9 protein-coding genes are annotated in these 15427 nt (G+C 34.4%); 5 read left to right on the forward strand and 4 right to left on the reverse strand.

Translation table 11 applies throughout. The annotated features are described in order from the left end of the window. Positions 1 to 169 precede the first annotated feature (169 nt). Positions 170 to 781 (reverse strand): LysM peptidoglycan-binding domain-containing protein, encoded by a 612-nt coding sequence (locus LC076_RS11230; protein ID WP_226668867.1) that lies wholly within the window; start codon positions 779 to 781, stop codon positions 170 to 172. A gap of 471 nt (positions 782 to 1252) precedes the next feature. On the opposite strand from LC076_RS11230, the gene LC076_RS11235 reads away from it, so the two are divergent. From LC076_RS11235 to LC076_RS11250, 4 genes are all read left to right on the forward strand, one after another. Beyond that, on the forward strand, positions 1253 to 2464 hold the full coding sequence (locus LC076_RS11235; protein ID WP_226668870.1) for a NupC/NupG family nucleoside CNT transporter: 1212 nt from the start codon (positions 1253 to 1255) through the stop codon (positions 2462 to 2464). A gap of 501 nt (positions 2465 to 2965) precedes the next feature. Then, positions 2966 to 3805: an oxidoreductase gene (locus LC076_RS11240; RefSeq protein WP_226668872.1), complete on the forward strand. Its 840-nt coding sequence runs from the start codon at positions 2966 to 2968 to the stop codon at positions 3803 to 3805. 452 nt (positions 3806 to 4257) lie between these two features. After that, positions 4258 to 6006: an ABC transporter ATP-binding protein gene (locus LC076_RS11245; RefSeq protein ID WP_226668874.1), complete on the forward strand. Its 1749-nt coding sequence runs from the start codon at positions 4258 to 4260 to the stop codon at positions 6004 to 6006. Between the two features lies 1 nt (position 6007). Continuing rightward, the gene (locus LC076_RS11250; RefSeq protein WP_226668877.1) at positions 6008 to 8041 is read left to right on the forward strand and encodes an ABC transporter ATP-binding protein; all 2034 of its coding nucleotides are present in this window, start codon (positions 6008 to 6010) and stop codon (positions 8039 to 8041) included. Between the two features lie 327 nt (positions 8042 to 8368). Here LC076_RS11250 and LC076_RS11260 read toward each other — a convergent pair whose 3' ends face one another. The 3 genes from LC076_RS11260 to LC076_RS11270 form a co-directional block, all read right to left on the reverse strand. Continuing rightward, positions 8369 to 9094: a DUF421 domain-containing protein gene (locus LC076_RS11260; protein ID WP_226668880.1), complete on the reverse strand. Its 726-nt coding sequence runs from the start codon at positions 9092 to 9094 to the stop codon at positions 8369 to 8371. A gap of 185 nt (positions 9095 to 9279) precedes the next feature. After that, positions 9280 to 10530: an MFS transporter gene (locus tag LC076_RS11265; protein ID WP_226668882.1), complete on the reverse strand. Its 1251-nt coding sequence runs from the start codon at positions 10528 to 10530 to the stop codon at positions 9280 to 9282. A 223-nt stretch (positions 10531 to 10753) separates the two neighbouring features. Beyond that, entirely contained in the window at positions 10754 to 11191 is a 438-nt protein-coding gene (locus LC076_RS11270; protein ID WP_226668884.1) for a GNAT family N-acetyltransferase, read from the reverse strand. Positions 11192 to 11601: 410 nt separating this feature from the next. On the opposite strand from LC076_RS11270, the gene LC076_RS11275 reads away from it, so the two are divergent. Beyond that, entirely contained in the window at positions 11602 to 15138 is a 3537-nt protein-coding gene (locus tag LC076_RS11275; RefSeq protein WP_226668887.1) for a glycosyl hydrolase, read from the forward strand. The last annotated feature ends 289 nt before the right edge of the window (positions 15139 to 15427 follow it).

The raw sequence follows: 15427 nt of genomic DNA on the forward strand, positions 1-15427 counted from the left end.
CTTTAATAATATACTATATCTATAAATAAAGAGTCCTGCGGAAGCAAGACTCTTTGTATTAAGCTGTTTTTTCAAAAGATTGTTGTTTCGAATCATTATAGAAATGAAACGAATTTATGACAAACTAATAAACCACAAAGTTAGTGAAAACAACCTTATATTTAAAAGATTAATCTAGCGGAATTGTAATTTGGGAACCAATAGTTAATTCAGTAGGATCAACATTTGGGTTGGCTTCCATTATTTCATCTACTGTTACACCGTCATATACACTTGCTATTCCATAGAATGTATTACCTGGTTGTACAGTATGATACTCAACATTGTTTTCATTATCGCTATCGTTACTATTGTTATCACTATTTGAGTGTTCATCCATCATTACATTAACTTCTGATCCAATCATTAAATTGTATGGATCAATTCCTTCATTTAAATCATACAAATCATTTACAGAAACACCATCATATGTTTGGGCGATTTCATAGAGTGTATTTCCCGGTTGAACTGTGTGGGTTACCATATCTCCGTTATGACCAGAGTTTGTATTGCTATGATTTGAATCTAACTCTACCTCAGTTCCGATTGGAAGTGCATGCGGGTCCAAATGACTATTATACTTCATTAACTCTTCCACACTCACATCGTTTTCTTGAGCGATTCCCCAAAGCGTATCTCCGGACTCAATGGTTTCCGTCGCTGCACTTGCTGATAAACCACTTGCTCCGAACGCCATACCTAAGGCTAAAGTTGGTACTAATACTTTTGAAGTTTTCTTCATGATCAATTCCTCCTTTAGTAGTATACTAATCCATTACCTTAGTTGGACTGACACTAAACGTGGAATTTCGACAGATGAAGAAATTTAATATTTTTCCCGTCGTTTTTTTCACTGTTCACACACATCTCAACCAATCATTTCATCAGTTTTTGTATGAATACTAAAAGTCAGCTGATAATAAACCTAAGCTTCGCTACCATAATTTAATTATTTACATATTAAAAACGTTTTGGTACTATCATGTAGGAGGTCTGACAACAGACAATTTAGTAAGCGTTTACTTTAAGTTCAGTGTAGATCTAATCCAATTTAGGGATCCGCAACAAGAAGCATCCCATTGGGATATCCTTAGATGCCAAAGCTAACGAGAAGGCATCAAGATTGCCGTGAAAATCGAATGTTTGCAACGGAAATCAACAATGAAGCCAATCAAACCAAACCTTTAAACTAAAACTTCTAAGAGGTGACATGATGAATATACTATGGGGAATGTTTGGAATATTAACTGTTCTAGGAATTGGATTTCTTTTATCTAGTAGTAAAAAAATGATAAATTATCGCACGGTGCTTGGTGGCTTAACTATTCAAGTAATTTTTGCTTTTATCGTTTTGAAGTGGGAGACGGGTAGAGAGTTACTTAAAAGGATGACGATGGTCATACAACATATCATCGATTATGCTCAAGAGGGGATTTCATTCCTTTTCGGTCCGGCTGCAAATGTTGAAGAATTTGGTTTTGTATTTGCGTTTCAGATTTTAACAGTGATCATCTTTTTTTCTTCCTTGATTTCCGTTTTATATTATCTTGGTATTATGCAGTTCTTTATTAAATTCATTGGTGGCGGCTTATCTAAGTTATTAGGTACTAGTAAGCCAGAATCAATGTCAGCTGCAGCAAATATTTTTGTTGGACAAACAGAAGCACCGCTAGTTGTTCGACCATATTTAGAAAAAATGACAAAATCAGAACTGTTCGCAGTGATGACAGGTGGACTTGCATCTGTAGCAGGATCGGTCCTTGTTGGTTATGCTCTATTAGGGGTACCACTTGAATATTTATTAGCAGCAAGCTTTATGGCTGCACCGGCAGGATTAATCATGGCAAAGCTATTAATACCAGAGACAGAGGAAGTAAAAGCACAAGAGTTTAAAATGGAGAAAGATTCAGAAACCGTAAATGTCATTGATGCCGCTGCACGTGGGGCATCTGATGGATTAAAGCTAGCTTTAAACGTTGGGGCAATGTTACTAGCATTTATTGCATTAATTGCTTTAGTTAATGGTATTTTAGGTCTTTTAGGTGGAATATTTGGTTATAGTGATTTATCTCTTCAAGCAATCTTAGGTATATTATTCTCACCACTTGCTTTTGCTATAGGTGTACCATGGTCAGAGGCTGTGACAGCAGGTAGTTTTATCGGTCAAAAACTTGTATTAAATGAATTTGTAGCATATTCTGCTTTTGCACCTGAAATTAGTCAATTATCTGAGAAAACAGTAATTGTGGTCAGTTTTGCACTATGTGGTTTTGCAAATTTAAGTTCTATGGCTATTCTTTTAGGTGGCTTAGGTGGGTTAGCACCAAGTCGTCGAGCAGACATTGCAAAGCTTGGAATTCGTGCAGTAGCTGCCGGAATGCTTGCATCATTGTTAAGTGCTGCAATTGCGGGGATGTTTATTTAATTGACTATGTTAAAGCTTAATGTTTATTTTTAACACTTTGTGGATTGGAATTATCGTTTATTTCTACTCATTCTTCCGTTTAGACGTAGATGAATTCAATAGAGAAAAAAAGATAAAGAAAGCTTAGTTTGAATGATTAAGGATTGCTAAATATTGAAGATGAAATAGGTGACCTAGGAGTTTCATTCCTAAAGGGTCGCCTTTTTTCATTTTCGTTGAGATAATAATGATAAGCTTGTGAAAAAAATAGTATATCTTTTAATAATAAGTTAGCAAAGGAAACAAAGCTCTACTTCATCAAAAGGCGAATTGCATGCTCTTTTACAAACATAGCAGTAGTTTTGATTTAGTTAGAATGTTTGTGAATAACAGTGATCAAAACATCTTTTGAATAATAGAATGATTGAACGATACTATTGTGAATATAATTATACTAATCTAAGTTTGATTTTCAGGAGTTAATTCGTTTAAATAAAGTAGAGTTTGCAAAGGAGAAATAAAATGAGGGATAGAATAGCTGTTATCACTGGAGCTTCAAGTGGTTTTGGATTATTAACATCAATTGAATTTGCAAGCAATGATTACACTGTCATTGCAACTATGCGTGATCTTACTAAAAGTAAACATCTGATAAGTGAAGCAAACTCTAGAGGTGTTGCAGATAAAATACATACACATGAATTAGATGTTACAAGTAATCAATCTGTTCAAAAACTAAAAAACTATTTAATGTCATTAGGACGCATTGATGTATTGGTAAATAATGCAGGCTATGCTGGTGCGGGCTTTGTCGAGGAAATACCAATTGATGAGTATAGAAGACAATTTGAAACAAATCTTTTTGGTGCAATCAATGTCACTCAAGCAGTATTACCCCTTATGCGTCAACAGAAGAGTGGAAAAATTATTAATGTCAGTAGTATAAGTGGAAAAGTTGGGTTTCCAGGATTATCACCGTATGTTTCATCTAAATATGCTCTAGAGGGTTGGAGTGAGTCATTACGCTTAGAAATGAAGTCATTTGGAGTAGATGTTGTTTTAGTTGAACCAGGCTCTTTTCAAACAAATATATGGAGTTCAGGAAAGCATGTAACAAAGAAGTCACTACAAAAAGAATCTCCATATTTTGAAACAATGAAAATGCTTGAAAATCATATAATGAAGGGAAATTCAACATTCGGTGATGCCCGGGATGTTGCAAAATTAATTACAGAAGTTTCACAAAAAAAATCCCCATCACTACGTTATACAATTGGCAAGGGAGTTAAACTTACAATCTTACTCAAGTCGATCATGCCTTGGAAAATCTGGGAGAAAGTTGTGTTAAAACAGTTAAAATAATATCTTACAAAAGTCGTTGACATTATGTGCTGGAAAATTATACAATTATCTTCGTGAAGGAAATATAAAAATTGGAGGGTTATCAAATGAGAATTAGAATGGATTTATCTCGACAAATTTCATATGATGATGTGGCCTCCAACCAAGTACTTTAAAAAGCTAGTACGTTTTTAATCTAAATGCTAACGCAGGTCACTATTTTGATGACGTGCGTTTTTATATTGTCTTTATTTTAGGCATTATGCGATGTGACGCATAATGCCTTTTTAATGTGATTGAAGATGAATTGTGTTTGGGTTGTTACGAGCAATATGCTCGCTACAATAAATATTTTAGTTTGAAGGGAGATCGTTGTGAGATGAATAATGAAGCAATTAGACGTATTGATTTAGATTGGATAAAAGGTGGCTAATCATTCATCATGTTTTTTCGAATAAAGGGAGGGATAGTTTATGTTTTCAGTTTTAACAAAATTAAGTTGGTTTTTTAAAAAGTATTGGAGACGTTATACGGTTGCCATTACATTATTAATCATTGTTAGCTTTCTTGATGTTATTCCACCAAAGATTATCGGTATAGCAATTGATGATATTCAGTTTGGTCAAATGACAGCAGATCGTTTAAATGACTTATTGATCTTTTTCGGGATTCTTTTAGTTGTAAGTTATGCACTTACGTATGTATGGATGTATCAGCTGTTTGGTGGGGCACATTTAATTGAGAGAACGTTAAGATTTCGATTTATGAAACATTTGTTAGCAATGACACCAAGTTTTTATGAAAAGAGCCGTACAGGTGACTTAATGGCTCGTGCTACAAATGATTTAAAGGCCATTTCCCTAACTGCTGGTTTTGGAATTTTAACTTTAGTAGACTCAACTATTTTTATGATTATCATCGTTTTTGTGATGGGATTTACGATTAGTTGGAAGCTTACTTTAGCAGCATTGATTCCTTTACCATTAATGGCCATTAGCATCAGTTATTTTGGAAAGCTCATACACAAACGATTTACAATTGCACAAGATGCTTTTGGTGATATTAATGATCGAGTATTAGAATCTGTATCAGGCGTAAGAGTTATTCGTGCTTATGTCCAGGAAAAAGCTGATGAACAGCGATTTAATGAAATGACAGAAGATGTGTATCAAAAAAATATCTCAGTAGCTAAAATCGATGCATTATTTGAACCAACGATAAAAATTCTTGTAGGTTTAAGCTATTGTATTGGACTTGGTTATGGTGCATACCTAGTTTTTAACCAATCAATCACTTTAGGAGAATTAGTCAGCTTTAATATTTATTTAGGGATGTTAATTTGGCCTATGTTTGCTGTAGGAGAGCTTATTAATATTCTTCAAAGAGGAAATGCATCACTCGACCGTGTCAATTCAACACTATCATATCAGCAAGATGTAAAGGATGTTAGTCATCCAATCGGTGTCGATATACCGAGTACAATTAGGTTTTCAGATGTGACCTTCCGTTATCCATCCTCAAACGTAGATAACTTAAGAAACATCAACTTGGATGTAAAAAGAGGGCAAACAGTTGGTATTGTTGGAAAAACTGGCTCTGGAAAGACAACGCTTCTTAAACAATTTCTTAGAGAATACCCACTAGGTACAGGAGAAATAGCGATAGCTGGAAAGCCATTAGAAAACATTTTAATTGATTCCGTTCATTCGTGGGTAGGCTATGTTCCACAAGAACAAATTCTGTTTTCAAGAACAATCCGTGAAAATCTCCAATTCGGTAAAGAGCAAGTATCAGAGGAAGAAATTGAGCGATCATTGTCTTTGGCTGCCTTTGATAATGATTTAACAGTCTTGCCAAAAGGTTTAGACACGTTAGTAGGGGAAAAAGGTGTCGCTTTATCGGGAGGACAAAAACAACGTATATCAATTGCTAGAGCACTCATTAAAGACCCTGAAATTCTATTGCTTGATGATGCGATGTCTGCAGTTGATGGGAAAACAGAGGCGAAAATCATAGAGAACATCCGTAAAGAGCGCGCACAAAAAACAACCTTTATTACGGCCCATCGTTTATCTGCTGTTCAGCATGCAGACTGGATTATTGTGATGGATGAAGGAGAAATTGTTGAAGAAGGAACACATGAACAGCTCCTAAGTCTAGGAAAATGGTATAAAGAGCAGTTTGATCGACAGCAGACAGATTCTTATGGGGAGGTGGGTTAATATGAAACAACCATCAACAGGAAAACGTCTGGTTCAATATGCGCTCCATTATAAACGAACAATCTTTTTTGCATTAATCATGCTAACATTCGCTGTTGCGGCGGAACTGACAGGACCATTTATTGCAAAGAAAATGATTGATGATCATATGATGGGCATCGAAAGTCCCTGGAGTGAAGTGTTAAATAAAGATGATCAAACAGTCGCTTACAAAAATCAATATTATAAAAGAGATGACTATCTCTCCAAAGATGATCAATTGGGGAACAAAGAATTGCAAATTGTTCAAGTAGGACGTTCTTTTTATGCAACAGAAAAACACCTTACATTTGATGGAGAGCGTTCAATAACTGAAGAAACGCTAACGATTACAAGTGGAGAAAAAGAAGAAACTTATCTAGTAAATAAATTAAGTCAAAAAGAACTTTTAGCTTTTTATCAACCAGAAATTTCGCCAATTATTATTCTTCTTAGTATATATATAGGATTGTTATTTGTAGCAGCGATCTTTCAATTTGGTAAGTCATTATTATTACAAAAAGCAGCTAATCGAATCATCCAGAAAATGCGTACAGATGTTTTTGAGCATATTCAAAGAGTACCAATTACCTATTTTGATAACAGACCTGCAGGGAAAATTGTTTCACGTGTAACAAATGATACTGAAGCAATTCGTGAATTATATGTTAAGGTGCTAGCAAGCTTTTTTACAAGTGGGATTTATATGACAGGTATTTTTGTCGCGTTATTTTTCCTACATGTAAAGCTTGCGCTTATTACTATGTTGCTCATTCCAATCATTATGATTTGGATGATTGTGTATCGAAAAGTCGCCTCTAGATATAACCATTTAATTCGAACAAGAGTTAGTGATATTAATGGAATGATCAATGAATCGATTCAAGGCATGACAATCATCCGAGCATTTAGACGCCAAAAAGAGACATTAAAGGAATTTGAAACATTAAACGAAGAGCATTTCACATACCAAAATAAATTATTAAGTTTAAATTCAATGACATCTCATAATTTAGTTGCTGTTCTTCGGAACATCGCATTTGTCGTTTTAATCTGGTATTTTGGGGGTCAGTCTATTTCGGGTAGTGGAATCATTTCAATCGGTTTACTTTATGCATTTGTTGATTATTTGAATCGTCTTTTCCAGCCTGTTACAGATATTGTTAATCAGTTAGCGCAGCTAGAACAGGCAAGAGTTTCATCAGAAAGAGTCTTTCAACTTCTTGATGAAAAGGGGGAAGAAGTGGATGTAAAACAAATCCCTAGGTATGAGGGAAATGTAAGATTCGAGGATGTTTCCTTTTCTTATAATGGCGAAAATGACGTATTAAAACATATTGAATTTGAAGCTAAAAAAGGAGAAACAGTAGCATTAGTTGGTCATACTGGATCTGGAAAAAGTTCGATTATCAATCTATTGTTTCGTTACTATGATATTGATAGAGGAAAAATCACCATTGATGGAATAGATATAACAAAGCTTCCACGTCAGCAGTTGAGACAGCATATGGGAATTGTTCTTCAAGATCCATTTTTGTTTACTGGAACCATTGAATCAAATGTAAGCTTAGATAATCATGAAATTACTAAGGAAAAGGTCCATAAAGCATTACAAGATGTTGGAGCTGAGAGATTTATTAAACAACTTCCAAATCAGTATGAAGAGCCAGTACTTGAAAAAGGAAGTACTTTATCATCTGGAGAAAGACAGCTTATTTCTTTTGCACGTGCACTTGCATATGATCCTGCTATCCTTATTTTAGATGAAGCAACAGCAAATATTGATACTGAAACAGAAGCAATGATTCAGAAAGCTTTAAACATCGTAAAGCAAGGCAGAACAACGTTTATTATTGCGCATCGTTTATCAACAATTCGTGAAGCCGATCAAATTCTAGTATTAGATCATGGTGAAATTGTTGAAAGAGGTAATCATGAACAGCTATTGAATCAAAAAGGTAAATACTATCAAATGTATCAATTACAAATAGGAAAAGACAAAGTAAAGTTGTGTTAAAAAATGTTTACCTTCTGCTTTTAAAGGGGAACATACTTTAAAAGTAGGAGGTATAGGTACATGAAAAGAATACTAAAAAAATTAGTGAAATGGGCACCTATTATTTATCCAATTGTAAAAAAGATGATTAATAAGCGTAAAGGTAGAAGATGAATAAAGTGGATTTAGATTTGTGAAGATGATTATCAATTTAATAAAACTACTACCTTTGGCTTTCTTGTAGTAACAGCGTGTCTGAGCTATAGAGCCCATCATGGTTTTTGCTGAGATTATATATCACAGATAAATAGAAATCGAAGGTTGTTTTCTATTTATCTGATTTTGGGTTCAATGGAATATAGGTGGAATTTGAACTTTAAGATCATTCTTTAATGATATATGTAAGTCATGATTTTGGTTAATTGTTGCAAAAAAGACATGTTGAGAAGAAATAATTCCTTTGTTAGAAAGCTGTTGTTTTAACCATTTGTCATCTAAATCAAAATATTGAAGAACATTTGGAAATATCTCCCCATCCATAATTACAGGAAAAGAGATCGCTGTGATAGAGCGTTCAACACCCATGTCTTCGATCGTTACAAATTGTTTTTGTTTTTTCTTTAATACACTGCAAGATCCATTCGCTTCAATAATTGCTGTTTCTACGTCATTAATGTCAAAAACATTTTTTTCTCTTAGCATTTGTAGGATATTATCAATAGAATAGCGGATCGATTTAATATTTTCATTTAATAAGACCCCATCTTGTACAACGATAGTTGGTTCAAATGTTAGAAGCTTACCAACCTTCCGATTTGAAATCTTCCAATTTGCTACAACCCTTTGAAATAATCCAACGACCACAATGGTAAAAGCAGTAGGGATATGATGAATACTCGGGTCCGCAATATCAGCACCAACAACTGCTCCTAGTGTAATAATAATCAAGAAATCAAATATCGGTAACTCACCAATTGCTCTTTTTCCCATGAAAATCGTAATGAATAATAATAAAGGTAAAATCGTTATAATTCTCCCAAACACAATTAATATGTCTTTTAACATATCCTCCATAGTAAGCCTCATTTCTCTAGAAAAATACTCAATAGAAAAAGGCTCTCCCATTTTAGTTCAATCGATACCCTAATAACGGAGAATAGCTAATTTATATAAAATATTCTTACATTTGTAGTGAGTTTTAAACTTATAGGAAAAGAAAAAGAGACGAAAATAATCATCGTCTCCTGTTTATGGTTACTTTAAGATGTTTTTGGTTCAGGCACTCTAGAGAGAATGACCAAACCTATAATAAATAACAATACTAAACTAAATACACCACTACTTGAGTTACCAGTTAATTGTGCTGTAATTGCAACTAACAATGGACCCATAATTGATGCGAATTTTCCAAAGATATTATAAAAGCCGAAGAATTCATTTGCTTTATCTTTAGGGATAAGCTTGGCGAAATATGAGCGACTTAAGGCTTGGATTCCACCCTGTGATGTAGCAACTAACATAGCTAAAATCCAAAAATCTAATGTTGTTTTTAAGAAATAAGAGTAGATACAAACAATTATATAAATCGTAATCCCGACGTATAGCATCTTTTTACCGGTAAATTTTTCAGAAAGCCTACCGTATAAGATAGCAAAGGGTGCTGCAACTACTTGAGTCACAAATAAAACAATAAGTAGATTAGTTGAAGTGATGCCAAGATCTGTTCCATAAGCAGTTGACATTGTAATGATCGTTCCAACACCATCAATATAAAAGAAATAGGCAAGTAGAAATAAAAATACCGCCTTATATTTTTTTATTTCTTTAAGTGTTTTACCTAACCTTTTAAAGCTGTGAAAAACAGGGTTTGGTTCACGCTCTATGTAATACCGCTGATGTACATTTTTAAATAAAGGAATAGAAAATAGTCCCCACCATAATGCAGTAATGATAAAAGCAATTTTACTCGCTAACGTTGTAGATATTGGGATGATTCCATTTTGTGCTAAGACGATTATGCTAATACTAATAATGAAAGGGATGGTACTACCAATATATCCTAAACCAAAACCTCGTGCAGATATCCTATTCATTCTTTCTTCCGTTGTTACATCAACAAGAAAGGCATCATAAAAGACATTTGCTCCTGCTGAGCCAACGGCAGCTAAAGTGTAGCAGACTAATAAGAACCCCCATTTATCTGTAGGAATAAAAGCAAGTAGTCCTGTAAAAATTACGCCCATTGAAAAAAAGAATGTGAAAAAGCGTTTTTTATAACCTTGATAATCAGCAATCGTGCCTAAAATAGGACCTAACATTGCTAGAATGAATGTAGCTATTGCAATTGTATAGCCTAAATAAGCAGTTGAATTTGCTGAACTCACTCCTGCTTCTGTAGCAGCTGCTTTATAATAAATGGGGAAAACAGCTGTGGAAATGATGATTGAGTAAGCGGAGTTCGCCCAGTCATAAAACATCCAACTATTCTCTTCTTTAGAAAAACGCTTCATACTTTTTCCTCCATTAATAAACTTTCTAATAATTGTACATGAATTCTTGTATGGAAAACCAAATGTTGAAAAATTTAACATTTGGTTTACATATATTTAATAATATTTAGGATGAGTTGTGGGGTTAGCACTTTCCACTTTTCTATTGAATAGAGCATAATGTACAAGAGTTGATAGATCATTTCTTAACGGCTCATAAAAATGTTTTAACTTTCCTTTAAGTTTACAAGTTCAATCCCATGACAGTTGATAAATCTGAAAATCCAAGACTTTTATATAATGACTTAGCTGGATTTCCTGTATACACATTTAATATCACCTTTAAATATCCTTCTCTTCTTAAATCTTCAATCGCAAAATTCATTAATTTACGACCGACCCCTAGTTTTCGAAAAGCTGGGAATACATATATAGAAGTTATTGAAGCAGTTTTAACCTCGTTAATTGGGTTGAAATCTGGTCCTATAAGGATCCAACCTGCAATTTGGTTTTGTTCAAGGGCTACAAAATAATAAGCGCCACTGTTTAATAATGGAAGGAACATATTTAATCCTCTTTGATGATCGTTTTTCACTAATCCCATGGAACTTTCATTCATTGCTTGAATGGTCATATGAAGAAGAGTATTTGTTTCTTGCGTTGTTGCTTGCCTAATTATCATAAATTACACCCCACTATCATTACATAAACCTATCTTATGAGTTTTTTTTAGAAAAGTGATTGGTAATATTCATCTGAATATTCAGTAAGTAATTATTAAAATTAATTACTTAATCGTTGATCTTAATGTTCAAGTGTGTTCGAAGAGAAAAAATTGAATGAATGGTTAATTAGTTACTTTTAAATGAAAAAGTCGTTAAATATTGTACTATTGGATCAGTTTAAGTAATCGTTAACCTAAAAAGTTTATATAATATTTATACTTTTGTAAAAAATTACTTTTATTTGCTAAGTAATATAAGTATAATAGATTCGTAAGATAACGCTTACAGTATTCGTTAGTGCTTAGAAGGGGTGATAACTAAGCAGTGTTTTAGCTATCATTAACTAATTTTAGGGGAGGATTTTATGATGAAGGCAAAAAAACTACTATCAGTTTTCTTAACGCTTACATTGGTCTTTTCAAGCTTGCCATCTGTATTTGCGGCTGAGACTAGTACGCGTGAACTTGATTTAGTTGATTCTGGTGCATCAAATTACACAAAGTCCTTATTTGCTTATTTACAGGATATAAGTGGACAACAAGTTTTATTTGGTCATCAACATGCAACTGATGAAGGTTTAACAATTACAGGAAGTGGCACTCGTGTTGGTTCCACAGAATCAGAGGTGAAAAACTCAGTAGGTGATTATCCGGCAATTTTTGGTTGGGATACATTGAGTTTAGATGGTGATGAGAAACCAGGTTCATCAGAAAATAGTGATGAGCAAAATAGAAAAAATCTAATAGAATCAATGAAAGCAGCTCATAACCTAGGTGGAATTGTTGCGTTAAGTATGCACCCACCAAACTTTGCGACGGGTGGGCGTTATAATGATACGAGCAGTAAAAATGCAGTAGCAGATATCCTTCCGGGTGGCCCTGCAAATGATACATTTAATGCATGGTTAGATAATTTAGCTTTATTTGCAAAAGAGTTAAAAGATGATAATGGAGAGTTAATTCCAGTTATTTTCCGACCGTTTCATGAGCAAAACGGTGGTTGGTTCTGGTGGGGAGCTCAAACGACTACAACTAGTCAATATAAAGAGCTTAATAGATACACTGTAGAGTACTTACGTGATCAGCAAGGAGTATCAAACTTTTTGTATGCGTTTTCTCCGAATGGTCCATTTAATGGTGATAGAGAAGAATACTTAAAAACATATCCAGGTGATGATTATGTAGATATTATCGGATTAGATCAATATGATAATCAAGATAATCCTGGTTCTGAGGCGTTTATTAGTAAGCTTGTGAATGATTTAGCGATGGTTTCCAAGCTTGCAGAAGAAAAAGGAAAGGTGTCAGCTTTTACTGAATATGGTTATAGTCCTCAAGGGATGAAAACAGTAGGTAATGGTGATCTTGAATGGTTTTCTAAAATCTTAAATGCAATTAAATCAAATCCAGATGCAAAAAAAGTCTCTTATATGCAAACATGGGCAAACTTTGCACTAGGTGGTAATCTATTTGTTCCATACAAAGGGTTTAAAAATGCACCTGAGGGTGGAGAGAATCATGAACTTCTTCCTGATTTCACGAAGTTTTATGAAGATTCATATTCTGCATTCTTAAATGAAGTTGGTGAGCCCTACAGCATTGGTCAGTTAACAACTGCAGAAGAAAAGCCATTTATGCATGTTGTTACACCAACTTTAAATAGTGAGGTGAAAAACTCACCATTAAAGATTCGTGCGAAAGTTTTAAATGACACTCCCCAAAAGGTTGTATATCTAGTAGAAGGATCAGATACTGAAGTTCCAATGACACTTGATGAGAATGGTGTTTACTATACTGCTGATTGGAGTCCATCTGCCTCATTTAATGGTGGAACAGCAGATATTACCGTGAAAGCTACTTTGTCTGATGGAAATACTATTTTAGAAGAAACAAATACTGTTATCGTAAAAGTTTCAGAAATCGTTATGAAAACACTTAGCTTTGATGAGAATATTGATGGTGTAAAAAGTAATGGAACTTATCCTGAAGATATAAGCACAAGTTTTGAACATGCAACATTAAATGAAGATGGTAAATTAAAAATTAATGCTACAGGAATTGAGCAAACTCAAACATGGCAGGAGTTAAAGTTAGAATTAACAGACATATCTGATGTGAATTTAGCTGCGGTTAAACGAGTTAAGTTTGATGCACTTATTCCTATGTCTGCTAGTACAAGTAATGCAAGCTTAGAAGGAATTGCGATGCTACCTCCTGATTGGAGCACAAAGTACGGTGAAGGAACAACAGGTAAAATGCTTGCCGATCTTGAAAGGGTTAACATAGACGGAGTTGATTATGGGCAATATCCTGTTTCGATTGACTTAAATAATCCTACGAAAGCAGAAGAAGCTACTGGTTTAGCGTTATCTATAGTAGGTAAAGAATTGAATTTAGACGGAGCTATTTATGTTGATAATATTCAACTACTAAGTGTGTATGCAGAAGCGCCAAATGATCCAGCGCTAGTGGATGATTTTGAATCATATTTAGGCAGTGATGCGGCATTATCTTCAGAATTTGTTTCTGCAAATGGCGATGTATCAATTGGTCTAAGTGGGACAAATAAAAGTGAAGGTACCTATGGTTTAAAATATAATTATTCATTATCTAAAGGAAGCTACACTGGAATTACTAAGACGTTGAATAATGTTGATTGGTCTGAATTTAATCATTTGAGTTTCTGGCTTTCTCCAGATGGACAAGGTCAAAAATTGGTTATTCAAATCAATATCGGTGGAATCTCATTTGAGGCATATCCATCATTAACAGGAACGGAAGCTGGTTTGGTTAAAGTGCCATTTAACGAATTTAGTCCAGCACCTTGGGATACAGCTAATGCAGGAAAAGTCATTACAAAAGAAAACTTAAAAAATGTATCTAAATTCTCGATCTATATAAATGCACAAGATGATTTAAATACGGAATTAAATAGTACTCTATATTTTGATGATATTAGAGTAGATGATGATGGTACTGGTGGAGTTCCAAATGGTGGATCTGGTCCTGGAAGTATGCCAGAACAACCAGGTACATTATATGATTTTGAAGAAGATACTGAAGGATTTACTATTGATCAAAATACTGCAAATGCAACTAATGCTGCAGTGACATCTGATGAAGCTGCTAAAGGTAACAACTCATTATTCTCTGAATTTGATTTAGAAGGTACAAATGGCTTTGAATTTACAAAAGTACAAGCAGTTGATTTGTCTGCAGTTGATTCTATCAATGCAAAAGTAAAATTATCCACTGGAACAGCCAATGCTAGACTATACATCAAAACAGGCGCTGAGTGGACTTGGACAGATAGTGGTATTGTAGAAGTTGATAACACTGAATTTAAAACATTATCAATCTCAATAAAAGATGTGGCAAATACAAGTAGTGTTAATGCAATTGGGATAAAGGTTGAACCAACAAGTGGAAATGGTAAAGCAAAGGTTTTTGTGGATGATATTTCTCTTGGTGGAGATCCAGGCACAGAAGATCCAGGCACAGAAGATCCAGGCACAGAAGATCCAGGTACAGAGGATCCAGGCACGGAAGATCCAGGTACAGAAGATCCGGGTACGGAAGATCCAGGTACAGAAGATCCGGGTACAGAAGATCCAGGCACAGAAGATCCGGGTACGGAAGATCCAGGTACAGAAGATCCGGGTACAGAAGATCCAGGCACAGAAGATCCAGGTACAGAAGATCCAAGCACAGAGGATCCAGGTTCAAAAGACTCTGATGCAACAACATCACCAACTGTAAAACCGGTGACAGATAAAGAGTCAGATGAAGATGAAAATAAATTACCAGATACAGCGACAAACCAATTTAACTGGCTAGTGATGGGATCACTAATGTTAATTAGCGGAGTTATCCTTACAATTGTAAGAAGAAAAAAAGCTTTTTAATCAACTCTAGATTTTATTGAAAGTTCCATTACAAGAAAATGAAAGAAGACTCTACTGAGTTTTATACATCTAATCCTCCCTTCAAAGTGGATAGATGTGTGGAATCAAGTTGAGTCTTCTTTTTCTTGTTTAACCCTAATGACAAGCTTTCTTTAGGTATGAATAAGTATTGCAATTTTCTGTTTATGATCATTAAGTGGGGAAGGTCATCTAACCCCAGTGTGAATAAGTGCCTAAGTACTTACTTTTTGTAAGAAGTTTAATCAGTCTAAAGTACCTCACAAAATCA

Origin of the sequence: Metabacillus litoralis, assembly GCF_020524045.1 — a bacterium.
Lineage (GTDB): Bacteria > Bacillota > Bacilli > Bacillales > Bacillaceae > Metabacillus > Metabacillus litoralis_C.

Excerpts from the sequence above, each read along its gene's own strand:
- LC076_RS11250 (WP_226668877.1), top strand. The coding sequence starts at position 6,008 with ATGAAACAACCATCAACAGGAAAACGTCTGGTTCAATATGCGCTCCAT.
- LC076_RS11235 (WP_226668870.1), top strand. The coding sequence starts at position 1,253 with ATGAATATACTATGGGGAATGTTTGGAATATTAACTGTTCTAGGAATT.
- LC076_RS11275 (WP_226668887.1), top strand. The coding sequence starts at position 11,602 with ATGAAGGCAAAAAAACTACTATCAGTTTTCTTAACGCTTACATTGGTC.
- LC076_RS11230 (WP_226668867.1), bottom strand. The coding sequence starts at position 781 with ATGAAGAAAACTTCAAAAGTATTAGTACCAACTTTAGCCTTAGGTATG.
- LC076_RS11270 (WP_226668884.1), bottom strand. The coding sequence starts at position 11,191 with ATGATAATTAGGCAAGCAACAACGCAAGAAACAAATACTCTTCTTCAT.
- LC076_RS11240 (WP_226668872.1), top strand. The coding sequence starts at position 2,966 with ATGAGGGATAGAATAGCTGTTATCACTGGAGCTTCAAGTGGTTTTGGA.
- LC076_RS11245 (WP_226668874.1), top strand. The coding sequence starts at position 4,258 with ATGTTTTCAGTTTTAACAAAATTAAGTTGGTTTTTTAAAAAGTATTGG.
- LC076_RS11265 (WP_226668882.1), bottom strand. The coding sequence starts at position 10,530 with ATGAAGCGTTTTTCTAAAGAAGAGAATAGTTGGATGTTTTATGACTGG.
- LC076_RS11260 (WP_226668880.1), bottom strand. The coding sequence starts at position 9,094 with ATGGAGGATATGTTAAAAGACATATTAATTGTGTTTGGGAGAATTATA.